This window comes from Nitrospirillum amazonense (assembly GCF_029594735.1).
Lineage (GTDB): Bacteria > Pseudomonadota > Alphaproteobacteria > Azospirillales > Azospirillaceae > Nitrospirillum > Nitrospirillum amazonense.
This window is the reverse complement of the sequence record NZ_JARPAF010000002.1, coordinates 1,216,132-1,241,474: the sequence shown is the minus strand read 5'-3', so window position 1 is coordinate 1,241,474 and position 25,343 is coordinate 1,216,132. Positions and strand designations below refer to the sequence as shown.

Genomic DNA, 25,343 nt, shown 5'->3' with positions numbered 1-25,343 from the left:
AGGGTTCAGGGCCGTCCCGCTTGCGGACGGCCCTGCCCCGGCGCCCGCGCGAAATCGATGAAGGCGCGCAGGGCGGCGGGCAGGTGCCGGCGGCTGGGGTAGTAGAGGAACAGGCCGGGGTAATAGGGGCACCAGTCTTCCAGCACCCGCACCAGGCGGCCCGACGCGACCAGTTCGGTTATCCGGGCGTCGAACACATAGGCCAGGCCCATGCCGGCCAAGGCCGCGTCCACCATCAGATCCTGGTCGCTGAGGGTCAGGGGGCCATCGACCTCCACATCCAGCGCCACGCCCGCCCGCTCGAATTCCCAGCGATAGAGCACGCCGTTGAGGAAGCGGTAGCGGATGCAAGGTAGGCCGCGCAGATCGTGCGGGGTGGCCGGCACCGGATGGCGTTCGAAATAGGTGGGCGATCCCACCACAGCGAAGCGCTGGCGGGGGCCTAAAGGTACCGCGATCATGTCGCCGGCGATGCTCTCGCCGAAGCGCACGCCGGCGTCGAAGCCGCCGGCCACCACATCGACCAGCGCGTCATCCACTACCATCTCCACCCGCACGTCGGGGAAGGCCGCCAGGAAGCGCAGCACGAGGGGCAGCAGCACCAGCCGCGCCGCCGCCTGCGAGGCATTCAGGCGCAAGGTGCCCACGGGCTGGCCACGCAAGCTGTTCAAATCCTCGATGGCGTCATGGATGTCCAGGAAGGCCGGGCGGATGCGGACGTACAGCCGCTCTCCCGCCTCGGTCAGGGCGACGCTGCGCGTGGTGCGGTTGACCAGGCGCAGATCCAGCCGTTCCTCGATGGCGCGCAAGGCGTGGCTGAGGGCGGATGGCGTCACGCCCAGTTCCACCGCCGCCTTGCGAAAGCTGCGATGGGTGGCGATGGCCAGGAAGACGGACAGCTCCGCCGGATCGATGCGTTTCATAGGCCGATATTATTGATGAAGTTGTCTCATCAGGCTAACGCAAATTCCTTGGATTAATTCATCAGATGCGCGGCGCTAGCTTTCCCTTCGTCAGCCGGCGGCAATGGGCCCCGGCCCCTAAGCAAAGGAGAGCATCATGCGTGTCTGGTTCATCACCGGGGCGTCCCGGGGTTTCGGCGCCCTGATCACCGAGCAGGCCCTGGCCGCCGGCGATGCCGTGGTCGCCACCGCCCGCGACCCGTCCACCGTCACCGCCCGCTTCGGATCCCTTCCCCGCCTGTTGGCCGCCAAGCTGGACGTGACCGACGAGGTGCAGGCCCAGGCGGCGGTGGACCAGGCCGTCAAGACCTTCGGCCGCATCGACATCCTGGTGAACAACGCCGGCTATGGGCTGCTGGGCGGCGTGGAGGAAGCCAGCGGGGCGGAGGTGGAACGCCTGTTCGCCACCAACGTCTTCGGCCTGCTGGCCGTGACCCGCGCCGTGCTGCCGCATATGCGCCGCCAGCGCGCCGGTCACATCATCAACCTGTCGTCCATCGGCGGCTATCAGTCCTTCATCGGCTGGGGCGCCTATTGCGCCACCAAGTTCGCAGTGGAAGGCCTGACCGAGGCGCTGGCGCTGGAGGTCGCCCCCCTAGGCATTCATGCAACCGTGGTGGAGCCCGGCTTCTTCCGCACCGACTTCCTGGATGACCAGTCGCTGTCGCGCACCAAGGCGCAGATCGAGGATTATCACGCCACGGTAGGCGGCATGCGCGACTTCGCCGCTGGCGCCAACCATGCCCAGCCGGGCGATCCGGCCCGCCTGGCCCAGGCCTTCATCGCCCTGGTGAACGCGCCGCAGCCGCCCGTGCGCCTGCCACTGGGCAGCGACACGGTGGCCGCCATCGAGAAGAAGAACGCCTTCGTGGCCGGCGAACTGGCGCAGTGGCGGAAGGTGGCGCTGTCCACCGACTTTCCGGCCGGCGCGTGAGCAGACGGGGCGGCCCTTCGAGGAGGGCCGCCCCGTCGCTATTGCGCCTGATCGCGCGCGAACTGCTGCGCGCACAGCCCTTGCGGCTGCCAATCCTGGATCAGGGTGGTCGGCGGCCGGGCGGCATCGTGCAGGATGAGGGCGAAGCCATGGCGCGGCGCCGTGCCGATGGCCATGAGCAGCATCGGCGGGCCACCTTCGATGACCAGGCTGTTGCCCGGTCCCCGCTCCTGCCGGGCACCGGCCGGCGTCTCCAGGCATGTATCCCCGGTCAGCGCATAGAAGGCCTCCGGCCCTGAATGCACATGCAGGGGCGCCGTCATGCCGGGCGTGAAGACCGACCGCAGATATTCCGCCGAATAGGAGGCAGCGGAGGTCACCGGTAGGGGCCCGATGTCCGCCATGTGCGTACCACCCTGCGGGGGCCGCCATCCTCTCCCTTCGATGGTGAACAGCCAGACCTTGCCGAAGGCGGCGACGACGCTGCCCGTCTTGCTGGCCACCGCCTCCGCCGCCGCCTTGGAGGGGAAGGTGTCCAGGTGCCAATAAATGTCGCCCCCCGGCAAGGCGGCGATGTTCTGGTGGGCCATCAGGCAGGCGGGGCCGGCCGCCTCCTCCACGCCGCAAGGCCGGGCGGTCGCCTGTCCGAAGGCTGGACCAGCCATCAGCGTGGCGGCGATAACAGCCCCGACAGCATATGCTTTGCCCATAAGCCACTCCCCTCTATGGATGGCGCAGCATGTCCATCCCAAGGGCGGGGGCGCAATATCTCCGGGTAGATACAACTTTTCGTGGGGTCATGAGGTGGGGTAGGTCGCGCCGCGCAAACCTGCCTCCTGCCCGCCACCACTTGCCTACGCCGCGCCCTTTTCCGCCTTGCGCGCGGTGAAGCGGTTGACCGGAACCTCCAACCCCAGATTGTCGCGGAAGGTCTCGCCCTCATACTCCCGCCGCAGCAGGCCACGGTCCTGGAGGATGGGCACCACCGTTTCCACGAACACGTCCAGCTGCTTGGGCAGCGCCTCGAAGAAGACGAAGCCGTCGGCGGCCTTGGCGTCCAGCCACTGCTGGAACTTGTCGGCGATCTGTTCCGGCGTGCCGACGAAGTTGCCGCGCGGTGTGGCGAAGCGCTGGGCCACCTGGCGCAGGGTGAGGCCGTCGCGCTTGGCGGCGCTGACGATCTTCAACACGCTGCTCTGGTTGCTGTTGAGGCCGACGGCGGTCACGTCCGGGAAGGGCGCGTCCAGGTCGTACTGGCTGAAATCGTGGTCGTTGAACGGCCGGCCCAGCATGGACAGGGCGTTCTCGATGGACACCAGGTTGGCCAGTTCCTGGTACTTCGCCTCGGCCTCCGCCTCGGTGGCGCCCACCACCGGCGCCACGCCCGGCAGGATGAACACCTTCTCCGGGTCGCGGCCGAAACCGGCCGCCCGCGCCTTCACGTCGGCGTAGTAGGCCTGCGCCTCCGCCAGATCATCCTGGCCGACGAAGATGGCGTCGGCGTGCCTGGCGGCGAAGTTCTTGCCGTCCTCCGACGCGCCGGCCTGGAAGATCACCGGCTGGCCCTGGGGCGATCGGGCGATGTTCAGGGGGCCCTTCACCTGGAAGAACTCCCCCTTATGGTCCAGGGTGTTGAGCTTCTTCGGGTCGAAGAAGACGCCGCTTTCCTTGTCATGGACCAGGGCGTCATCCTCCCAGCTGTCCCACAGGCCCTGGACCACATCCAGGTATTCGGCCGCCAGGCGATAGCGCTGGTCATGGGCCAGGTGCTGGGCCTTGCTGTAGTTGGCGGCGCTGCCCTCCAGCCAGCTGGTGACCACGTTCCAGCCCGCCCGGCCGCCGCTGATATGGTCCAGCGAGGCGAACTGGCGTGCCACGTTATAGGGCTCGCTGTAGCTGACGGTCAGGGTGCCGACCAGGCCGATATGGCTGGTGGCGCCGGCCAGCGCCGACAGGATGGTCAGCGGCTCGAACCGGTTCAGATAGTGGGGGCTGGACTTCTCGGTGATGTAGACGCTGTCGGCCACGAACAGGAAGTCGAACTTGCCCTTCTCCGCCACCTGCGCCTGGCGCTTGTAGAAGGCGAAGTTGGTGCTGGCGTCGGGCTGGGCGTCCGGATGGCGCCAGTCACCCCAGGTGCGGCCAACGCCGTGAAGGATGAAACCCAGTTTCAACTGCTTGCCCGCACTCATGATCGCCTCCGCTGAAATCAAGGCGGTCAGCATCCGGGCGGGACCGGCGCCACACAAACGAGTCTTCTCAATGAGACCGTTGAGTGGCGCCGGAACCAGTCGTGTTCCCTCAAACGTCGGGCGGCCACATCCGTGGCCTTGGCTCGTCCTCACATTCCGGTCCGCTCCGCTCCCCAGAATGCTCCGGCGGCCGCCGTCGCGGCCTACAGCGTCCCTGGACCTAGGCCCAGGGACGCTGAGGTCAGAACTTCTCCACCCACGGGCGCAATTCCACCTCCCAGGTCCAAGCGCTGCGGTGCTGGGTGTGGATGTGCAGGTATTCCCGGGCGATGGCGTCAGGGTCCAGCCATTTGTCCGCCGGCCCGTCTTCGCCGGGTTTGGACCAGCTGCTGGCCACGCCACCGTCGATGACGAAGTGGGCAACGTGGATATTCTGCGGCGCCAGCTCGCGCGCCAGGCTTTGCGCCATGCCGCGTAAAGCGAACTTTCCCATGGCGAAAGGGGTGGAACCCGCCAGGCCCTTCACGCTGGCGGTGGCGCCGGTCAGCAGGATGCTGCCCCGGCCCAGCACGCGCATCCGCACCGCCGCCGCCTGGGCCACCAGGAAACCGGCGTAAGCGGAGACGCGCAGGGATTCCAGGACCTGGGCAGGGTTCAGGTCCTGCACCGGCCCGCGGGCACGGGCACTGGCGTTGAACACCACCAGTTCCGGCACGCCCAGGTCGGTGTCGACCTGTTCGAAGAGGCGGGCCACCGCCTCGGGTTCGGCGGCGTCGACGGCGTAGGCTTGCGCCCCCGTCTCCGCCACCAGGTCCGCCAGCTTGTCCGTGTTGCGTGCGGCCAGCGCCACGCGGAACCCTTCCCTGGCCAACAGGCGGGCGAGCGAAGCGCTAATGCCCTTGCCCGCGCCAACAATCAGTGCCGATTTCCCCGTCATGATGCGTACTGCGCCTCACCGTTGCCGAAGGACCAGTTCTCCTTGGGTACCTCGACCAGGTTGATGAACACGTCCTCGCGCCGCAGCCCCAGCCGGGCGTGCAGGCCATCGGCCACCGCCTTGTAGAAGGCCTTCTTCACCTCCAGCGTCCGGCCCTGGTTCAGGGTGATTTGGATGATCACCGTGTCGCGGGTGCGGTGGATGCCGAGGTAATTGGCGTCGGCCACGAAGTCGCTGTCACCATGTTCGGTGATTATCTGGAAACGGTCATCCTTGGGCACGTTCAGGGTGCTGAGCATGGCCTCATAGATCACCTCGCCGATGGTGTGGCGGTATTCGGCGGACTTGCCTTTGACCAAGTCGATGCGGGCGAGCGGCATGGGATGTTCCTCCGGTTGTGGGCGGCCCTCAGCGGGACACCCAAATACGAGCATGCCGCATTTATGGGTAATTGCCCATATGATCGTTGACAGCGCCGCCGCGGGCGCGCCTGATACGCTGGTGCCCGTCTCCACCAGGACCATTCATGCCTAACACCGCCCCCCTTGCCGCCGACCTGTCCGAACCCACGCAGTGCAACTGCGCCGCCCTGCGCCAGGCCTCCCGCCGCCTGACCAAGTTCTATGACGCCGCCCTGGCGCCCACGGGGTTGGGCATTAATCAGTACTCCATCCTGTCCCGCCTCAACCGCCATGGACCCAAAAGCATTCAGGATTTGGCGGCCCTGCTGGCCATGGATCGGTCCACCCTAGGGCACCTGCTGCGCCCGCTGGAGAAGCGCAACCTGGTGCGCCTGACGATCACGCCGGCGGATAAGCGCCGCCGGGTGCTGGTGCTGACGGCGGAGGGGCAGGATCTGATCGCCCAGGCCCAGCCGCTATGGGCAGCGGCGCAAGCGCGGTTTGAGTCCGCCTTCGGCGGCGACAACGCCCTGACCCTGCGCGCCGTGCTGCGCCAGGTGGAAACGGCGGAACTGTCGGAAGCGCCTAGTAACACCACCAGTTCCGATCAGTTCTGATTGAATAAAATGCCATGTAATTGATAGCAAGATAGCGGCAGAACGCCGCAGGCCGCCGGCGCGCGACAGGATACAAGGTTAACGGGGGTAGCAATTGGACAGGTGCACCCCATGTCCTCTTCCTACAATGGGGTATCTCTTGTGGGAAATGGACAGGGGCCCCAGCGCAATCCGCTTCAGGAGCCGCCATGCCGCGTCTTGTCGATCTTTCCTTGCGCACCCGTATATTCTCCGCCTTCGCTTTGGTCTTGCTGGTGACCTTGGGCCTGGGGCTGTTCGCATTGGAGCGCCTTTCCCGCATCGAGGCGGCCGCCGCCGACCTGGGAACCGACGCCCTGCCCTCCATCGTCGCCAGCAATGAATTGCTGCAGGGCGTGCTTGAGGCCCGCCGCTTCCAGCAGGGCATGCTGCTGTCCACCGATGACGCGGCCCGGGCGGAACAGGAAAAGACGGTGACCCAGGAACTGGACCGCGTGGCCAAGGGCCGCCGGGCCTACGACCCGCTGATCACCATCGAGCGGCCGCAGATGGACCAGTTCGATACGCTGTGGCCGCGGTTCCTCGCTTCCTCCACCCAGGTCATCGACGCCTTGCACAAGGGCGACCGGGAAACGGCGCTGAAGCTGTACGCCGGCGAAAACCGCGAGCAGACCCGCGCCCTGGTCAAGGTGCTGACCGAGGCGGCGGACCTGAACTACCGCGCTGGACAGGACGCTTACGCCCAGCTGAGCCGCACCACCGGCATCTCGCGCCTGGGCACGCTGCTGGCGCTGGCCGTGGCATTGGCCGTGGCTTTTGCCGCCGGCGCCATCATGGTGCTGACCACCGGCCGCCCCACCCGTCAGCTGACAGCCGTCATGACCCGGCTGAGCCAGCGCCAGCTGGACACCGCCATCCCCGGCGCCGACCGCCAGGATGAGATCGGCGCCATGGCACGCGCTGTCCAGGTGTTCCGCGACGGCCTGGTGGAGGCCGAGCGCCTGGCCACCGTCCAGCGCGAGGCGGAGGCGGCCAAGGCCCGCCGCGTGGCCGCCATCGACAGCCTGGTCAGTGATTTCGACCGCCAATCCTCCCACATCCTGCGCCAGTTCAGCGGGGCGGCCGCCGAGTTGGATACGGCCGCGCAGAGCATGTCCGGCGTGGCGGAGGAGACCAACCGCCAGTCGGCCAGTGCCGCCGCCGCCGCGGGCCAGACCACCGCCAACGTCCAAACCGTGGCCGCGGCGGCGGAGGAGATGGCGGCCAGCATCGCGGAGATCAACCGCCAAGTGGTGCACGCCCAGGCCATCGCCGGCCGCGCCAGCGCGGACGCGCGCGAAACCATGGCCACCGTCGCCGGACTGACCGACGCCACCCAGCGCATCGGCGAAGTGGTGACCCTGATCCAGACCATCGCCGAACAGACCAACCTGCTGGCGTTGAACGCCACCATCGAGGCCGCGCGCGCCGGGGAGGCCGGCAAGGGCTTCGCCGTCGTGGCGGCGGAGGTGAAGGGCCTGGCGAACCAGACGGCCAAGGCGACGGAGGACATCGCCGCCCAGATCACGGCGGTGCAGCAGGTGTCATCCCGCACCTCCACCGCCATCCAGGCCATCGGCGCGGTGATCGAGGAGGTAAACAGCATCTCCACCTCCATCGCCGCCGCCATGGAACAGCAGGGCGCCTCGACCACGGAAATCAGCCGCAACGTGGGCCAGGCCGCCACCGGCACCCAAGGCGTGGCAGATGCGCTGGGCGCCGTGACAGAAGCCGCGGGCCAGGCCGGTGCCGCCGCCACCCAGGTGCTGGGCGCCGCCCATGACCTGTCGGAACAATCCGGCGTGCTGCAGGACCACGTCAGCCGCTTCCTGGCGGCCATCAAGGCGGCTTGATAACGGAACCCGGCGGGGGGGCGATCACCCCCGCCGGGTTCACCTGTCAGGGCAGCGACACCACGTTATTGGCCAGTGTCAGTTCCGGCTGGTCCAGCCCCACCCGCACGGTAGCACCCTGCGCCTTGAAGCTCTTGGGCAAGGGCAGCGTCACCTCCGCCGTGCGCGGCACCAGATCCAGGGGTGCCGCCAGCGCCGGCACGGGCGCCGTCGCCACCACCGTGCCGCTGGCGTCGACCAGTGACAGGATGCCGGCCGGCGCGGCGGCCCCGCCCAGGCTGTGCACGGTGGCGTGCAGCACGCCTTTTTCCACTCGCACATCGTCCCGGCCGATGCCCAGGTCGGGCCGGGTTTCCACCGGCGTGGTCGCCTGGTCCAGCGTGAACTCCAGCACCGTGGTCTGATGCGGCTGGAACACCAGGTCCACGCCGGCGCTGCGTTCCAGATCCACCGCCTTGGTCGTGGCCTCACCGGTGATGGCGTCACCTTCTCCGGTCGCCGCACCACTGACCATGCGCCAGTGGCCGGCGGTGACGTTCCAGGTGGTCATGCGCGCCGCCTGCGGCCGGTCGGACAGGTTGTGGGCCACCACCTTGAAATGGTCGCGCGTGGCGCCCGGCAGCAGGATCGCCACCTGCTCCGCCCCATCCGGCTCAGCGAAGCGCCAGCTGACGGTGTGGCCGGGGTAGAGATAGTTGCGGCGCAGCGCCACGCCGCCCAGGCGTTCCCGCTGCAGGACATCGTTGGGCAGGTCCACCCGGTCGGACCACCAGTGCCCTTCGGTGTTCATGTACATCGTCTGCGACTTGGACTGGATGGCGGCGGCGTGCAACTCCTCCAGCCAGCGCTTGTCACCCGTCATCTGCCAGGCAATATAGGGCGCGAACCCGCTGTCGCCCCGCAGGGTCGCCGGCCCGGCCTTGTCGGCCTTGGCGGTCATGGCTTCGCCCCAGTCGTCACGGCGGCCCAGCACGTCGATGGCGTTCTCGTTCAGCTCATCGACGGCGCGCGGTCCCGCCTGGGCCACGCGCGACAGGATGGGGCTGAGGTACTTGGCGTCACCGGTCCAGCGGTAACTGGCCCAGAAGGTTTGCATGGCCCCGACCTCCCCCACCGCCTTGGCGAGGTCCCCATCCCGCTCCGCATCCGTGCGCCAGTTGATTTCCGCGGGGAAAGACAGGGTGCCGTCCTTGCCACCCGGCTTGCCGTGAGCGAGATAGCCGTCGGCCAGCCCTTGGATCAACGCGCGGGCCTTGGGGTTGGCGTTGTAGATGCCCATGAGGATGGCGGGATGGGTGATCATGAAGGAATGGGGCTTTTGCCACTCCCACGGCCCCTCACGGTAAGCCTGGGTGCCGCTGAACCAGTTGGTGGCGAAGTGCACATGGCCGTTGGGATTGGGCAGGATGATGCGCTCCGCCAGCGCCTTGGTGGTGGCCATCAGCCGCTCCACCGTGCGCGGCTCGCCCCAGTTCAGGTACAGCGCCTCACTGTTGCTGTTGATGCCTTCCTCATAGGAATGCAGCTCATCGGTGGCGATCGTGCCCAGGCCGTTGGTGATCATGCCGTTGCGGTACTGCGCGTCGATCAGGGCGCGCAGCGAGGCGGTGATCTTGTCCGGCTCCACGCCCATCAGGGCCAAACCGGGCCACTGCTCCGTCAGGTCGGTGTCGTCGGAGATGCCGCCGCCGAAATCGCCGTAGGGCACCTGGCGCTCATCGATCCACCAATCGACAAAGCGGCGCACCAGCTTCATGTCTTCCACTTGGCGGAAGGCCCACAGGGGCACGCCGGCCGGCGCCTGTGGCTGGGCGAAGGCGGGCCAGCCCTGCGCGCCATAGCTCATGTCCGCCCAGTAATAGCGGCCCAGCAGGTTGTCCGGATCCACGCGCAGCAGGTCGCTGACATCACCGAAGAGGCGGCGGTACAGGCGCTGGCGCTTGGAGGTGGTGTGCTCCTCCACCAGAAAGCCCCAGTTGTCCTTCACCTGGTTCAGGCGGTCGGCGATGTGCTCCACCTTCGCCTGCTGCCGGTCCTTGAACACCAGGCGGATGCGGGCGCCGTCCAGGCTGTGGGCGGTGAAGTCGGGAGCGGCCGAGGCGACGGTCAGGTAAAGGCTGTCGTTGGTCAGGATGCGATCGCGCGTGTCCAGCCACAGGGTGCGCGCCTGGCCCGGCTTGACCGAGACCGACACATCGATCAAGTCGCGATCCGGCCAGATAGGGTCCTTGACCTGAATGTTCAGGGGGATCAGCCCGTCCTTGCCCGGGGCGACACTCAGCGCCGGCAGGTCGATGGCGATGCCGTCCAGACCGTCGTGCATATTCTCCCAGCCATAGGCCCAAGCGCGCATCAACGGCTGCGCCACCGGCGGATCGCCGAAGCCGGAGGGGATGAGGACATGCACGATGGGCATGCTGGCGCCGGCTTCCGCCGCCCGCTTGCGCACCGGCGCCTCGTTGGGCAGGGCCACAACCGTGCTGCGCTCGTTGGCCGGATAGCGGCCGGCGATGTAGCCGCGCAAGGCCGCCAGGTTGTCATAGTCGGGGGCCGCATCGGCGCGAATGGTGTAGCTCAGCTTCACCGTGCCTTGCGGCTCCGCCCCCGCCGTCACGTTGTAGGCCCAGATCTCCTGGATGGGGGTTTCCTGGGCCATGTTGGTGAAGCGCAAGCGGCCGCCCTGGCGGGTGTCGAATTGATCCACCGTTCGCACCGGCCCCTGGCGGCGCTTGGCCAGCAGGGTGAACGCGCCGTCCGCGCCGGCATAGTCCAGGCTGCCGTACGCGGCCCCCCTTATCTCCACACGGTTGAAAGGCTCATCGGGGAGCGCCAAGTCCAGCGCCTGTCCACCCTCCACATAGGTGTTCCAGTCCGGCAGGGTAAAATAGTCATTGCGGCCGGGCAGGCGGGACCGGTTGTAGACACCCGGCCAAGTCGTCTCATTGATGCCGTCGGTGGCCTTCCACATCCATTCCTTCTTGTCCTTGGCATCGGCGAACTCGACCTTGCGGATGGCTGTCACCGGCGCCGTCAGCAGGGGCGGCGCCTTGTCCTCCCAGCCATAGCGATGCAGCCAGGCCTGGCGCGTGGCCGCGTCGGGCCCGGCGCCGGGTGCCGCGCCCAACATCTCGTTGCGCGCCAACGCCGCCATGTCGGCCGGCGCCAGCATGTGGTCGTAGATGCGGATTTCATCGACATCGCCGCCGCGCATGAAGCTGTAGCGGCTCTGCACCTGGTGGGGGGAAATGGTGCGTCCGGCCAAGCCGAACTGGTCCAGCCCAACGTCGTAATCGCCCTTGGCATCCTGGCGCGCCACTTCCTTGCCATTCAGATACAGGCGCACGCCCGTCGTCTCATCCCAGGCGAAGGCGATGTGGGTCCAGGCGTCGGGGGCCGGCGGCGTGTCCAGTGTGAAAGAGACGCGGGTGCGCGCCAGGTTGGCATCGGTGACGAAGGCGTCGAAGCCGTGGCCGTTCCAGTCAATGCGCAGCCAGGCCATGTCCCAGCTGGTGTGGTCGGCGAAGCCCACGCGGAAGATGACGAAGGGCGCCACCCCCATCGGATAGCGCGACCGCCAGAAGAAGGAGAGCGTGCCGCGCTGGGCGTAGATGTTGCCCGGCGCGTCCCAAGCCAGCACGCCATCGTCCGGCCACTCGATGGCGCCGCCGGACACACCGGTGGGGACGATCTTCACCTTGTCCTGGAAATTCGGCACGGCCTGCCCGCCGGCGACATCGGCGACGAAGCCGCTGTCGGCCGATACGCGGAACAGCAGGCCGCCGGCCTCGGCAGCCGCACGCACCGGCAGCGGCAGGATAGTTGTGGACAGCAGGCACGCAGCCAACGCCCGGCTGGCCTTGGTCATCCCGGACATGATCCCTCCCCTGGGTCCCGGCACGTCAGGGCGCCGGCTTCTTCTGGTCGGAAGCAAGGCTAAGCCATAATTGACACCGGTGGCAATTACCGGTTTCGGCCCCGAAGCGGGTCGCTTCGCCGCAGGGGTTGGCGTGCCGCCCCAGCCCTCGCCACCTGCATCCAGGCTCAAAGAAAAAGGCTCGCCTATTGGGGTAGCCAGAAAGAAACGGACGCGCATCAATGCAAACAAGCAACATTAATACGTTAATTAATGAACGCTTAAGGCCGCCTTCCAATACTTCACATCATCTTGACCACCCGGAGGCCCTTGATGTTTTCCAACATCCGAATCCTGTGGAAGATTGTCATCATCGTCGCTGCCATGGCCCTGGCGGCGGGCGGCATCGCCGCCGCCGGCCTGCTCGGGTTACGCACCATGGCGGACAACGCCACCGAGATTCAGGCCGCCGGCAACGCCGCCACCCTGAGCGCCCGCATGAGCCGGGAGCTGTCGACCATCAACCGGCTGGAATACCGGGTACTGGCCCTGCCGGAGGAATGGGAGGACGCGGCCAAGGCCAGGGACGTGGCCACGGCCACCCTGCAGGGCCGGCTGGACGCCCTGGAAAAGCTGGTGACCCCGGATGAGCGGCCGCAGCTGGACGCGGTGCGCGCGGCCTATGCCGACTACGCCCCGGTGATGGCGACGCTGTTCGACAAGGTGCGACAGGCCCGCGACGGTGGCGGCGGCTCCCGCACTGGCCTGGTGGACGCCATCCACGACTCGCGCGCCCATGTCGCCGCCTTGCAGGACAAGATGAAGGCGCTGGTCGATACGCTGGAGCAGCGCTCCGTCGCGGTGAATGAGCATGCGCAGCGCGCGGCCCGCATGGCCACCCGCCTGATGGTGCTGTTCGCGGCAGTGGGCATCGCCGCCGGCCTGGCGGTGGGCTGGCTGGTGGCCCGCCACGGCTTGCTGCGTCCCATCACGCTGGTGGTGGGCAGCCTGCGCGCGCTGGCCGACGGGAAGCTGGAGGCCGAAGTGCCCTGCGCCGACCGGGGGGATGAGATCGGCGACATCGGCCGCGCCGCGCTGGTGTTCCGCAACAACGCGCGGGAGGCTGACCGCCTGCGCGCCGCCCAGGCCACCGAGCAGCAGGCCAAGGCCCGCCGCGCGGAGGCGCTGGAGGGCCTGGTCGCCCATTTCGAGGCGCAGTCGGCCGACCTGGTGCACCTGCTGGCCAGCGCCGCGACGGAGATGGAGGCCACGGCCACATCCATGGCCGGCCTGGCCGACCAGACCAACCAGCGGTCTGGCGCCGTGGCCAGCGCCTCGCATCAAGCGGCGCTAAATGTGCAGACGGTGGCCGCCGCGACGGAGGAGCTGGCCTTGTCGGTGAAGGAGATCGCGCAGCAGGTCAGCCATTCCCGCGACATCGCCGACAAGGCGCAGGTGGAGATGGAGGACACCCGCACCACCGTGGCCCAGCTGGCCGACGCCGCGCAACGCATCGGCGGCATCGCCCAGCTGATCGCCGGCATCGCGTCGCAGACCAACCTGCTGGCGCTGAACGCCACCATCGAGGCAGCACGGGCCGGAGACGCCGGCCGGGGCTTCGTCATCGTCGCCAACGAGGTGAAGTCGCTGGCGACGCAAACCTCCAAAGCCACGGATGAGATCGCGGGCCGTATCGCCGAGATCCAGGCCCTGACCGGCCGCACCGTGGGCGCCATCGACCACATCAACGGCACCATCGCCACCCTGTCGGAAATCGCCGTGGTCATCGCTTCGGCCGTGGAGGAACAGACCGCCGCCACCAACGAGATTGCCCGCAACGTGAACGAGGCGGCCCAGGGCGTGGGCGACGTCTCCACCACCATCACCGACGTGAACCACGCCGCCATCACCACCGGCGACGCCGCCGGCCAGATCGTCAACGCGTCGGGCCAGCTATCCCGCCGGGCGGAAACACTGAACCGTGAGATCGCGACGTTCATCAGCGGTGTGAAGGCGGCTTAGTCCACCCCCAATCGCCGGGCGGCAGTCGCGGCTCAGGTTTTCCGTCTTCGCTTGCGGCCAAGTGGCCTTAACCAACTCCCGCCTTGGAGGGCGCCGGCGATCCCCGTATGGTGCCACCGGTTACCGCCCCATAGCTGGAGCCCACGACATGCAGTCCCTCTATCGCGCCGCCGACGACCGTTACGAAACCATGCCCTATCGCCGCTGCGGGCGCAGCGGCCTGGATTTGCCCGCCATCTCGCTGGGGCTGTGGCACAACTTCGGCGGCGCCGACGTCTTCGAAACCGGCCGCGCCATCCTGCGCCGCGCCTTCGACCGGGGTGTCACCCATTTCGACCTGGCCAACAATTACGGCCCGCCCTACGGCTCGGCCGAGGAGAACTTCGGCCGGGTGATGGCTGGCGACTTCAAGCCCTACCGGGATGAGATGATCATTTCCACCAAGGCCGGCTACGACATGTGGCCCGGCCCCTACGGCATCGGCGGATCGCGCAAGTACCTGATCGCCAGCCTGGACCAGAGCCTGCGCCGCATGGGCCTGGACTATGTCGATATCTTTTATTCCCACCGGGTGGACCCGACCACCCCGCTGGAGGAAACCATGGGCGCGCTGGCCCAGGTGGTGCGCCAGGGCAAGGCGCTGTACGTCGGCATCTCCTCGTACTCAGCCGACATGACGGCCAAGGCCGCCGCCCTGCTGAAGGAAATGGGGACGCCCTGCCTGATCCATCAGCCCAGCTATTCCATGCTGAACCGCTGGATCGAGGGCGGTCTGTTGGAGACGCTGGAGGGCAGCGGCATCGGCTGCATCGCCTTCTCCCCGCTGGCGCAGGGTCTCCTGTCCAAAAAGTACCTGAACGGCGTGCCGGCCGACGCCCGCGCCGCCAAGGGCGGGTCGTTCAAGGAAGACCTGCTGACCCCCGAGGCGCTGGAGCATGTGCGCGCCCTGAACGCCATCGCCGAGCGGCGGGGCCAGACCCTGGCCCAGATGGCGATCGCCTGGGTGTTGCGCGACCCCCGCGTCACCTCCGCCCTGATCGGTGCCCGGACCGTGGCCCAGTTGGACGACAGCCTGGACGCCCTGAACAACCTGGCGTTCACGGACGCGGAACTGGCGGAAATCGACGCCCACGCCGTCGATACCGGCCTGAACATCTGGCAGCGCTCCTCCGACGCCAGCACGCCGGAGTGAGCAAATAAAGAGATGCCCGCGCCTCAGACGGGGCGCGGGCATCCAGTATGGCGGTGCGGGCGGGGGGCCGCAGGTACCGCCCATGGGGAGGAAAGCGACGGGTGATGGGGAGTGGGGGACATCCCGTCGCCGCAAGGGAAAGCTACCTCAGGTGGCGGGGGGTGTTCTTGCACGCCTCAGGGATATTTTGTCTGAAAGGAGCGCCATGTCGGGCCCACAGGGTCAGGCCAGGAGACGCGCCATCTCCACCTTCACGGCCGGCGCCTGGTGTAACAGCGTCCGGTCCTCTTCGTCGTTCAGGTCCTGACGGCGGAAATACTCGTCATCCAACTGTTCCCGCTTGTGCGGATGGCCATCGGCCACCTGGGCGCGTCCCCGCGCCCGCTTGCGCTCGAACTCGGCCCGCGACTTGACGGAGTAGTGGTGGATGTAGAGCCGGTCATGGGAAATGGCGGGGGTGAACCCGTCGTCGCGCAACGTGATCGGCTGCCCTCCGTCATCGACATAGTGGAAACCATCCCGCAGGCGGCCGGAATGGATGATCATGCGATCCAGCGCCGCGGTCCGCACCAGACTCTTCATATGGACATGGCCGTGGTACGTCGCCGGAGCGCAGCGGGTGAAGCGCTCGATCACCAGGCGCCCATCGGGTTCCTGGTGACCGCTGGATCCGAAATACCGCCAGTTGAGCGCCACCGCCCCCACAGCCGGATCCCGGCCGTAAGAGGTCGCCAGCGTGGGCAAGGGCAGCCCCGCCCGGCTGACGACGAATTCATCGGCGTCGATGAACAGGGCCCAGTCCGTCTCCGCCGCGTAGTAGGTCACGAAATGATTGTAGGCCCGCAACTGCGGCCCCACCCTCATGTCGCCCCACCAGTTGAACTCCCGCAGATCGGAAAGCGACAGGACCAGATCCCGTGCCTCGAAGTGGGTCAGGGCGCTGCTGCTGGGCGCGGACGGCCAGTCAATGACGGTGATGCCGGCCCGGCTGGCGATGCGGTCCAGCACGGCGCGCGTATCGTCGGTGCTGCTATTGTTATAGATGACGAAGTGCTCGATGCCCAACAGGCGGTAGTACGCCACCCATTCCAGCAGGAAGGCGCCTTCGTTCTTGACGATGGCGCAAATGGTGACACGAGGCGGGTTTGCATCCACGCCTTGCCTTATCCGTGTCGCCTGCCCACGCCACTGCCAATCATCCGCAAATTTTATTGTTGGCATATTGTTTGTAAAGCGGGGGCGCCGCGCGTGGTTTATTCCAGGTATTTTATAAGTCGCCTCCGAATGGCGGGACCATCACCCCTTCGCCCTAACCCACATTGCATAATAATGACAAATTTGCGACGGCCCGCCCTTGGCCGGGCCCCGACTTAGCGTTCAATGCGGTAGACGAAAGCGTAGTCACCCGGTGCCCGCTTCGGCACCGCCAGATGCAGACCATCCTCATCCTGATGGAAGGAGAGGGCCTGGCCGGCCCCACCATCCAGCAAGGTGACAGCCTTCACCGCCACACCGGCCGGAAGAGCGTGGATGGTGGCCTCCCCGCCCTCGGGCCAGCCCAGCTCAATGGCGTAGAGGGTGTCGCCCTTGGTGGTGAAGCGGAAGTCCCCGGGTCCGAAAGGCCTGTCGGTCTGCCCTTCCTTGAACGAGCCGCTGGCCATCCGGGCGGGGCCCTCGCCGAACTGGCGCCAGGGCCGGGTGCCGTAGATCGCCTCGCCATTGGTCTTCAGCCAGGCGCCTATGGCCAACAGCCTGTCCTGCGCCTCCTGCGGGATGGTGCCGTCGGCGCGGGGACCGATGTTCAGCAGCAGGTTGCCGTTCTTGGACACGATGTCGGCCAGCAGATGGATGATCCGCTCCGGCGACTTGTACTGCTCGCCCTCGATATAGCCCCAGCTGTAGTCGCCCAGCGAGGTGCAGGTCTGCCAGACGCGGGGCTGGATGTCCGGCATCAGCCCCCGTTCCACGTCGGCCACGCCGCTGCCCGCCGCCAGCGCCCCCTCTTTGTAATTCACCACCGCCGAGGCGCCGCGCCGCCCTTGGGTATTGTAATAATAAGCCAGGAACTTGGGCAGGGTGGCGCGAAAAGCCGGGTGGCTGATCCACCAGTCGAAATAGATGAGGTCGGGGTGGTAATCCTCCACCAGCTCCGCCGTGCGCGCCGTCCAGTCGTCCAGCCATGCCTGCGAGACATAGGTGAAGTCACCCGTCAGCTGGGCATCGCCCGTGTCTTCCGCCGTCAGCCGCGCCTCCGCCGGGCCATAGAGGTCGGCGTAGCGCGGGTCGTTCACGTCGGAGGGGATCTTGCGCCCCTCACCGAAGAACCAGTCATGCTCCGCCCGGTGTGAGGACAGGCCCAGGTGCAGTCCCTGCGCCCGCACCGCCCGCACCAGGTCGCCGATCAGGTCGCGCTTGGGCCCCATGCGCAGCGCCGACCAGTCGGATAGGCGTGTGGCGTACATGGCGAAGCCGTCATGATGTTCCGCCACCGGCACCACGTAGCGGGCGCCGGCCGCCCGGAACAGGGCGGCCCAGGCGCGGGGGTCGTACTTCTCCGCCTTGAACAGGGGGATGAAGTCCTTATAGCCGAACTTGTCCGGGGTGCCGTAGACGGCTAGGTGATGCTGGTATTCCTTGCTGCCCTGGATGTACATGCGGCGCGAATACCATTCGCTGCCGAAGGCAGGCACGGAATAGACGCCCCAGTGGATGAAGATGCCGAACTTGGCATCCGCATACCATTCCGGCACCCGCCAGGTCCTCAGGGATTCCCAGTCCGGGCGGAAGGGACCGGCGGCATCGCCCGCCGCCACCTTCTTCAGCAGAACCTCGCGCTCATGCGCCGCCTTGGCCGAGCCCTGGCGCCAGGCCGCGTCCTTCTGCGCCGGGGTCAGCGCGACTGCGGTGGGGGACACACCCTGGGCAAGGGCCGGGGCCGGCAGGCAGATCATCGCCAGCAGGCCGATGGCGTGCCACGAGCGGCGCCAGCGGATGGAGGGGCGCGTCATGGGTCGGTGGTCCTCCTGCGTCATCAATGGGCCTTCATCACCAAACGGGGCCAGCCTCGCATATCCGCGCCGCTCAGCGAACCCGGACCGTCGCCTTGGCCCGTTGGCCGGCGGCGTCGATGACGGCGATGTCGGCGAAACCGATGCCATCGGGAATCCAATCCGCCCCCTCACCGCTCGCGCTGTCCGGAAGCGGCAGGCCATTGACCAGCCAGCGCAGCGGTGGCCGACCGCCCAGAGCCTCCAGCGGCACCGGCACGGGCGCGCCGTCGCGGCCGGGCGTGCGCTCGAGCTCCGCCCCATCCGGCGGGAAGGCGATGCGCAGCGGGGCGGCGGCCGCGGCCAGGCTGCCACCAGGCGTCCCCCGATCGAACAGGGCCAGGGCCGGCGGCAGGGCGTGGCCGGGCCCGGCCTCCAGCACCCCGGGTGGCGGCTCGGGCGGCGTGCCCCGGTCGGGCAGCAGGTCCACCAGGCGGAACAGCAGGGGGGCCGCCATGTCGCGGCCGGCGGCGCCGGGCCGGGGCGTGCCGTCCGGCCGCCCCACCCAGACCCCCACCACATGGGTCGGGGTGAAGCCGACCGCCCAAGCATCGCGGAACCCGTAGGACGTGCCCGTCTTGTAGGCGACCCAGCGCTCGCCCACCGCCGCCCGCCCATCCGGCCGGGGCGTGCCCGACAGGATGTCCGCCACGTACCAGGCGGCCACCGCGCCCATCAGCCGCTTGGCCGGCCGTTTGGTCCCCGGCGCCTCCGACGGCGTCAGCACCAGCGGCCGGGCCTGGCCGCCATCGCCCAGGTCAGCGTAGAGATTGGTCAGATCGGCCAGGCTGAGCCCCAGGCCACCCAGCGCCAGGGGCAGGCCGGGGGCTGCGTCCGGCCGGGGCAACATCACCTGCGCCCCCACCTCACGCAAGCGGCCCAGGAAGCGGGCGGGCCCCAGCCGATCCAGCACCTTCACCGCCGGCACGTTCAGCGACTGCTGCAAGGCCTCGCGCACCGTGACCAGGCCATGGAACCCGCCGTCGAAATTGCGCGGCGCGTAGTCGCCGAACACGGTGGGCACATCGTTGATGCGTGTCTCGGGATGCAGCGGCAGCGCCTCGAACCCTAGGCCGTAAAGGAAGGGCTTCAGCGCCGACCCGGGGGAGCGTGGCGCCGCCGCCATGTCCACCTGGCCGAAGGGGCCGGTGAAGCTGCCCCCGACATAGGCGCGCACCTTGCGGCTGCCGATCTCCATCACCAGGACCGCCACCTCCGCCGCCGGCTCCAGCGTATCCTGGGTTCCCCGCACCGTGGCCTCCACCCGCCGCTGCAGGCCGGCGTCCAGCGTGCTGGCGATGACGCTGCCCGGCAGCGCGGCACGGCGCAGACGATCGGCCAGGTGGGGCGCGAGGAACGGCAGCGGGCGGCGGTCCGTCGGCAGCGGCTCCGACATGCCTTCGCGCGCCGCCTGCCGGCTCAGCACACCCTTGGCCGCCATGCGGCGCAACAAGGCGTCGCGCCCGGCCCGGGCCGCCGCCGGTGCCAAATCCGGCCGGCGCTTGGTGGGCGATTGCGGCAGGGTCACCAGCAAAGCCGCCTGCCCGGGGGTCAGCGCCGCCGGCGGCCGGCCGAAATAGGCCAACGATGCCGCCCGCGCGCCTTCCAGATTGCCGCCGAAGGGCGCCAGGGTCAGGTACATGCCCAGGATGTCGCTCTTGGAATAGTGCGCCTCCAGCTGCAGGGCCCGGGCCATCTCCACCAGCTTGGACACCACGGTTCGGGGACGCGGTTCCAGCAGGCGCGCCACCTGCATGGTGAGGGTGGACCCGCCGGAGACGATGCGGCCGTGACGCAGGGCCTGACCCGCCGCCCGCGCCAGGGCCAGCGGATCGACACCGGGATGGTGATAGAAGCGATGGTCCTCATAGGCCAGCAGCATCGCCAAATAGGTGGGGTTGGCCTCGGTGGCACTCATGGGCAGCCGCCAGGCGCCGTCCGCAGTGATGAAGGCGCGCAGCACCTCCCCGCCCTCGTCCGTCACCAGGGTGGACCGCTCCTGCCAGCGCCGCAGGTCCGGCGGGAACAGCCGGTCCAGCGCCACGACCAGCAGGGCGAGCGCCAGCACCCCGGCGCCCAGGCGTGTACCCCAGGGGACAAAGCCCTGGCGGGCCAGCCCCCAGCGGGTCAATCGGGCACGCCATTCCGGCGTCACGGCACGGCGTCCACCACCGTCCGGCCGGCCGCGGTGCGGGCGATGGCCGCCGGGTCGTACATGTCCTGGGTGGAGGCCGGCGGCAGGGCGAACTGCCCCGGGGTCACCGCCCGCACCACATAGGCGAAGCGGAAATTCTGGCTGGGCCCGGTATCCTCGTCCGCTTCTCCACCGCCATCCTCGTCCTCATCCTCGTCCCGGTAGATCCAGGAGGGCTGGCCAGCGTCCAGCACGCCGACGAAGCGGTCGTCGCGCGCCTCCGCCACGGCGGCGCGGCTGAGGTTCTTCAGCCAATCCAACGCCTTCCTGCCCTTCTTGGCCGGGCGCAGCACGCTCTCGATCTCCCACCCCGCCGGCAGGGGATCGACCGTCACCAGGGTGCGCTTCACATGCTGCTGCAGCACACCGGTCAGCACCACCACCAGCCGCGTGTTGCGGGCGACGTGGTCCGTGCCGGCGGGCTTGCCATCCATGGTGTAGACCTCCTTGGTCAGGCTGATGCCCTCCGACACCGGGCCCGGGCTTTCCTTGGGCACGCCGCGCATCTGCACCGTGCGCCAGACGGCGGCCGTACCGCTGTTGACGACGCCGAAGCCGGCGGCCAGCTGTGCCGGCGTGGGGCTGTAGCTGAGCGCGCGGCCGGTGGCGGCCTTGGCATAGCCGGTAGTGGTCAGGGAAATGGGCTGCCCCTTGGCCAGGATGGCCTGCGAGGCCAGCAGCAGCCAGCTTTTCTGATTGGTGTTGTAATACCAGGGCTCCTTCAGGCTCAGCAGCGCGAGGTGCAGTGCCGCCTCCTGCAGGGGGGCGTTTCCCGCCTCGGCCGCCACCGCCAGGGTGGCGGCGGCGTCGCGCAGCGGGCTGCTGTAATAGTCGTGCGAGCCCTGGCCCAAGTGCTTGCGCGCCCGTTCGAACGCCACCTCCGCCCGTGCCTTATCACCGGCGGCCAGCAGGGCGGCCCCCAGCTGGGCGTAGGCCAGCGGGCCGTTGGACAACTGCTCCGCCGTCACATCATGGATGTAGCGCAGGTTGGCCGGGGTGGCGTGGCCGCTCCGGGCCAGCAGGTACTGGCCGTAGACCATCGCCTCGCCGTCCGCCCCCCGCGCGTCCACGCCCCGGTCGGTCGCTTGCGTCACCCAGTCGGCCAGGGACTGCATGGCCACGTCCGGCACGAAATAGCCGGCGGCCCGCGCGCGGGTGAGGAAATCGAACACATACATCTGCAGCCAGGGTCCGCCCAGGCCGTCGCCCGCGGACCACAGCCCGAACTCCCCGGTGCTGTCCTGGCGTTGCAGCAGACGATCGATGGCCGTGTTCACCCGGTTGTCCGGATCCTTGACGTTGCCTTCCAGGCCCAACTGACGCGCCAGATCGCGGAAGGCCACCAGCGGCAAGGCGCGACTGGTGGTCTGCTCGGTGCAGCCATAGGGGTAGAGGTCCAAGTCCTTCATCAGGCCGGGCACGTCGATGCCGGGCAGATTGGAATAGGATAGGGCGACGCTGCCCGTGCCGGGCAAGAACAGGTCCAGCAGGTTGGACGGCAGGGTGTAGGCCTCGCCCGGGGCCTGCTGGCGCTGCTCGGCCATGACGATGGGCGCCTCCGCCGGACGGATGGTAATGGGCCAGGACCGTTCCAGCCTCACCCCGCCCGGCCCCTCAACCGCCAGGGTCAGGCCGCCGATGCCGGCCGGGCCGCCCGCCAGGGCCACCGGCTGCACCACCCGCTGGCCGGATGTCAGCGTGATGGTGCGCTTCGCATCCCCCGCCAGCTTCAGGGCGCCGTCCGCTGTCAGGGTGACGCGGTAGTCGCCCGCCGCCCCTTCCAGGTTGTGCAGCAACAGCGTACCGGCGGCGGTGTCGTTGGGCGCCAGGAAGCGCGGCAGGATGACCTCCGCCACCACGGGATCGCGCACCGTCATGGCGCCTTCGGCCATGCCCATGCGGTCCTTGTCCAGGGCCACCGCCATCAGACGCAAGCTGCCGTTGAAGTCGGGAATATCCAGCGTGACCTTGGCGTGGCCCTTGTCATCCAGCGCCACCAGGCCCGAGAACAGGGCCACGGTGCGGGTGGGTACCACCGGCAGGCCCACCCCGCCGGGTGAACCGCCGTCACCGCCCTGGCGCAGCACGCCGGTCTGCCCTGCCTGGCTTTCCAGAAGGCGGCCGTAATCATCGCGCATCTCCGCCCCCAGCTTGCGCTTGGCGAAGAAATGGGCCAGCGGGTCGGGGCTGCGGAAACGGGTCAGCTGCAGGATGCCCTCATCCACCGCCGCCACGGTGACGTAGGCACCGGCCTTGGCCCCCGCCGCCGTCACCTGTACATCGACCTTCTGCCGGGGACGCAGGGTCTTGGGCGCGTCGATGCTGACCGCCAGCGCCTTGGCCCCGGAATCCACCGGAATCCAGGCCAGGCCCACGGCCCGTACTGGCTGGTGGCCCACATCCTTGTCCGCCGGCCGGATGAAGGAGATGAGGGCGTAGGCGCCGGCCCCCCATTCCGCCTTCACGGGAATGTCCACCGTCACCGGCTCCGCGCCCGTGGCGCGCGTGGCCAGGATGCGGACCTCCTGTCCGGCAATGGCCACCTGCATCTGGCCGGCGAAGGGCGGCTCGATGCGCAGGTGCGCCGTCTCCCCCGCCGCGTAGGCCGCCTTGTCCAGGGCGGAGGGCACCACGTCCGGCGCGTCGGTGCTGGCGCCCGCCATGTACCAGCCGCTGTAGAAGGATTGGGTGGTGACGGCGCCGGTGGCCGGATTCTCCACCAGCAGGCGATATTCGCCCCACTCCAGGCGCTGGCTGATGCGCGCCGGCTTGGCGCCGTCCAGATCCAGCGTGCCGTTGGCCACCGTGCGGTACTGCACGCTGGTCTTGTAGGACCACTGGAAGCCGCTGCGATACCAGGTGTAGTGGCGGTCGGCTTGCGCCAGGACATAGCGCACGCCCTTGGCCGCCTGCGGCACGCCGGCGGCGTCCACCGCCAGGATGTCGAAGTCGGCGCTGCCCCCTTCCCGCACCCGGCGGTTGGCGAACAGGGGCCGGATGCCCACGAAGCCGGCGCGATAGGTGACCGGCAGGGCCATCTGGTCGCGCGTTACCCGCCCGCCCGGCTCCACCACCGCGGCGGTAATGACGGCGTGCAGGGGGGCCGTGGCGGTCCCGGCCTCCGGCACCGGGAATTCCACCGACGCCTTGCCGGCGCCGTCGGTGTGGGTATCGACCGCCGGGGCCGTCTGCGGCTCGAACTTGTCGTCATCGCGGCCGAAGGCGAAGTCGGACCATTTGGCGAAGGGCTTGGGATCGCGTTCCAGCCGCACCTCGCCCCCCACCGGCAGGTCGCCAGCGGCGGCGCCATAGAGGAAGCGCGCCTCCACCGGCATCGTGGCCGGCTGGCCCGCCGCCAGCGCTGGAGTCGCCGGCTTGCCGATGGCGACTTTCAGCCGCTCCGGCACGAAATCCTGCACGTCGAAGGTGCCGCTGCCAACCACCGCATCGCCGCCGGCGACGTATAGGTTGATGGTCCATTCGCCGCGCGGGGCGGCGGCGCTGATGGGAATATCGACCGTGCCGGCGCCGCTGCTCAACTTGGCCGTCAGGTGGGCGGCCTCCACCCCGTCACTGCGGCGGACCACGGCGGCCACCATGTCCACGGCGGCGGTGCGGATCTGGGCGTCGCGCAGCACGAAAGCGGCGTGCACGGTCTCGCCCGGCCGGTAAACGCCGCGCTCGGTATAGACATAGGCGTCCAACGGGCCCGGGTCCGGGCGGCCGTCGGCCCCGCGGGCACTGAAGTCGAAAGCGGCCCGCTCCAGCGACAGGGCCGCGAAGTCGGCCGGCGTGCTGGCGAAGGGGATCAGCGAGGGGCCACCGGCGAAGGCCTCCACCAGCGCCGGACGCGCCCCGCCCTTGCCCCGCAGCAGCCCCATGGGGAAACGGGCGATGCCGTCACCGTCGGTCTTGGCCTCGCCCAAGGTGCCGGAATCGTGCGCCAGCAGCACCACCCGGGCGCCAGCCAGCGGCGTGGCCTTGGCCAGGGAGCGGGCGACGACCGTCAGGCCGTCACCCCCGGTCAACGCCGTCAGCGCCATGTCCGTCTCGACCAGCCAGCGTGCCGCGGTGCGGGCCTCACGCTGGTCATAGGTCGCGTTGTCGCGGTCCTTCGCCAGCTTCTCATCCTCGACCACCAGCAGATAGGCGCCGGGCTGGCGGTCCTTCAGCACCTGGTCCAGGGGGAAGTTGGTGATGGTCCGCTTATTCTGCGCGCCTTTGGTCTCCATGGTGCCGGTCCAGACGGGCCGCACCTTGTCGTTCACCAGGCTTTCCACGCTCCAGCCCGTCGGGTCCTGGTTCAGGGACAGGTTGGCCAGCGCCGTTTCCGGCGCGCGATAGAGGCCCAGCGTCACCCGGGCGATGTTGACGGTCTCCACGGCCACGCCGGCGTTGCCCACGCGCGGCAGGACATAGCCCGTGCCGGCGATGCGCACGCTGCCTGGCAGGTCATGCATCGTCAGGTGGAAGGTGAGGTTCCTGGGCAGGGTGTTGCCATCGGCGGCGGGCAGGCCGGCGCGGACGGTGACCGTGTAGGCCTTGCCCGGCTCCAGCCCGCTGACGCACAGCTGGCGATCATTGGCGGTGACGGCCACGTCCCCCACCGGCTCCACCGCCACGAAGCCGGATAGGTCGCCATGGTTCTCGGCCAGTGCGCCGTTGAACCAGACGCAGGCGCCGGTGGCGTCGGTGTCGCTTTGCGCCAAGTTGCCCGAGGGCGCCAGGGGCCCGGCGGCCAGTGCGGGCGCGCACATAAAAGGGGCGGCCAAGGCCAGGGCGGCGGTGACCAGGCGGGCGGCGAACGCGGCACAGCGTCTCATGCGAGACCCCGGGATATGAGGGGAGGATACGGACGGCGGAAGTGCCGCGCCGGTCGATCGTTGCGGCGGCTTTGTGGCGGCGTCAAGGCGGATCCGCAATCATAGCGTTCATCGCCATCAGGGTTATGACGCGCAGCCAGCTTGCCATTCCACGGGCCACGATCCGGAACGCGTGAAAGCCCACCTGAGGGGTCACAAAGCGGGCTGGGCGGGTGGAAAGGATGACGGCGGCGGCCTGTCCTAATCCTGGTTTCCCGGGCGGAGTCGCGGTGAGGGCATCCTTGAAAATGCGCATTGT

15 protein-coding genes are annotated in these 25,343 nt (G+C 68.6%); 5 read left to right on the top strand and 10 right to left on the bottom strand.

Annotation, left to right across the window (positions count from 1 at the left end; genetic code table 11):
- Positions 1–5: 5 nt before the first annotated feature.
- On the bottom strand, positions 6–923 hold the full coding sequence (locus P5F91_RS11790; protein WP_145609729.1) for a LysR family transcriptional regulator: 918 nt from the start codon (positions 921–923) through the stop codon (positions 6–8).
- A gap of 136 nt (positions 924–1,059) precedes the next feature.
- Here P5F91_RS11790 and P5F91_RS11785 point away from each other — a divergent pair, with 136 nt between their 5' ends.
- Complete coding sequence (locus tag P5F91_RS11785; protein ID WP_277907242.1) at positions 1,060–1,896, top strand: oxidoreductase; 837 nt, start codon at positions 1,060–1,062, stop codon at positions 1,894–1,896.
- A 38-nt stretch (positions 1,897–1,934) separates the two neighbouring features.
- On the opposite strand, the gene P5F91_RS11780 is transcribed toward P5F91_RS11785, so the two are convergent.
- The 4 genes from P5F91_RS11780 to P5F91_RS11765 all read right to left on the bottom strand — a co-directional run bounded on the left by P5F91_RS11780 (position 1,935) and on the right by P5F91_RS11765 (position 5,405).
- Positions 1,935–2,606 carry a hypothetical protein gene (locus P5F91_RS11780; RefSeq protein ID WP_277907241.1) on the bottom strand — a complete coding sequence of 224 codons (672 nt, stop codon included), beginning with the start codon at positions 2,604–2,606 and terminating at the stop codon, positions 1,935–1,937.
- A 144-nt stretch (positions 2,607–2,750) separates the two neighbouring features.
- Positions 2,751–4,088, bottom strand: a complete 1,338-nt coding sequence (locus tag P5F91_RS11775) for an LLM class flavin-dependent oxidoreductase (RefSeq protein WP_145609732.1) — start codon at positions 4,086–4,088, stop codon at positions 2,751–2,753.
- Positions 4,089–4,329: 241 nt separating this feature from the next.
- A complete protein-coding gene (locus P5F91_RS11770) occupies positions 4,330–5,025 on the bottom strand; it encodes an SDR family NAD(P)-dependent oxidoreductase (RefSeq protein ID WP_145609733.1) in 696 nt (231 codons plus the stop codon).
- A complete protein-coding gene (locus P5F91_RS11765; RefSeq protein ID WP_145609734.1) occupies positions 5,022–5,405 on the bottom strand; it encodes a tautomerase family protein in 384 nt (127 codons plus the stop codon). Before P5F91_RS11765 ends, P5F91_RS11770 begins: the two co-directional genes overlap by 4 nt.
- Positions 5,406–5,551: 146 nt before the next feature.
- On the opposite strand from P5F91_RS11765, the gene P5F91_RS11760 reads away from it, so the two are divergent.
- Together P5F91_RS11760 and P5F91_RS11755 are read left to right on the top strand one after the other, a co-directional pair.
- Complete coding sequence (locus P5F91_RS11760) at positions 5,552–6,043, top strand: MarR family winged helix-turn-helix transcriptional regulator (RefSeq protein ID WP_145609735.1); 492 nt, start codon at positions 5,552–5,554, stop codon at positions 6,041–6,043.
- A 188-nt stretch (positions 6,044–6,231) separates the two neighbouring features.
- A complete protein-coding gene (locus P5F91_RS11755; RefSeq protein WP_277907240.1) occupies positions 6,232–7,914 on the top strand; it encodes a methyl-accepting chemotaxis protein in 1,683 nt (560 codons plus the stop codon).
- Positions 7,915–7,960: 46 nt separating this feature from the next.
- Here the strand turns inward: P5F91_RS11755 and P5F91_RS11750 are convergent, their stop codons facing one another.
- Entirely contained in the window at positions 7,961–11,788 is a 3,828-nt protein-coding gene (locus P5F91_RS11750; protein WP_277907239.1) for a LamG-like jellyroll fold domain-containing protein, read from the bottom strand.
- 312 nt (positions 11,789–12,100) lie between these two features.
- On the opposite strand from P5F91_RS11750, the gene P5F91_RS11745 reads away from it, so the two are divergent.
- Positions 12,101–13,789 carry a methyl-accepting chemotaxis protein gene (locus tag P5F91_RS11745; RefSeq protein ID WP_277907238.1) on the top strand — a complete coding sequence of 563 codons (1,689 nt, stop codon included), beginning with the start codon at positions 12,101–12,103 and terminating at the stop codon, positions 13,787–13,789.
- A 148-nt stretch (positions 13,790–13,937) separates the two neighbouring features.
- Complete coding sequence (gene mgrA / locus P5F91_RS11740; protein ID WP_277907237.1) at positions 13,938–14,981, top strand: L-glyceraldehyde 3-phosphate reductase; 1,044 nt, start codon at positions 13,938–13,940, stop codon at positions 14,979–14,981.
- Between the two features lie 222 nt (positions 14,982–15,203).
- On the opposite strand, the gene P5F91_RS11735 is transcribed toward mgrA, so the two are convergent.
- The 4 genes from P5F91_RS11735 to P5F91_RS11720 form a co-directional block, all read right to left on the bottom strand.
- Positions 15,204–16,136 (bottom strand): glycosyltransferase family 2 protein, encoded by a 933-nt coding sequence (locus tag P5F91_RS11735; RefSeq protein ID WP_186454637.1) that lies wholly within the window; start codon positions 16,134–16,136, stop codon positions 15,204–15,206.
- Positions 16,137–16,351: 215 nt separating this feature from the next.
- The gene (locus P5F91_RS11730) at positions 16,352–17,989 is read right to left on the bottom strand and encodes an alpha-L-fucosidase (RefSeq protein WP_246134287.1); all 1,638 of its coding nucleotides are present in this window, start codon (positions 17,987–17,989) and stop codon (positions 16,352–16,354) included.
- A 73-nt stretch (positions 17,990–18,062) separates the two neighbouring features.
- Entirely contained in the window at positions 18,063–20,183 is a 2,121-nt protein-coding gene (pbpC, locus tag P5F91_RS11725; RefSeq protein WP_277907236.1) for a penicillin-binding protein 1C, read from the bottom strand.
- Complete coding sequence (locus P5F91_RS11720; protein ID WP_145609741.1) at positions 20,180–25,045, bottom strand: alpha-2-macroglobulin family protein; 4,866 nt, start codon at positions 25,043–25,045, stop codon at positions 20,180–20,182. The genes pbpC and P5F91_RS11720 overlap by 4 nt, the downstream gene beginning before the upstream one ends.
- Positions 25,046–25,343: the final 298 nt, after the last annotated feature.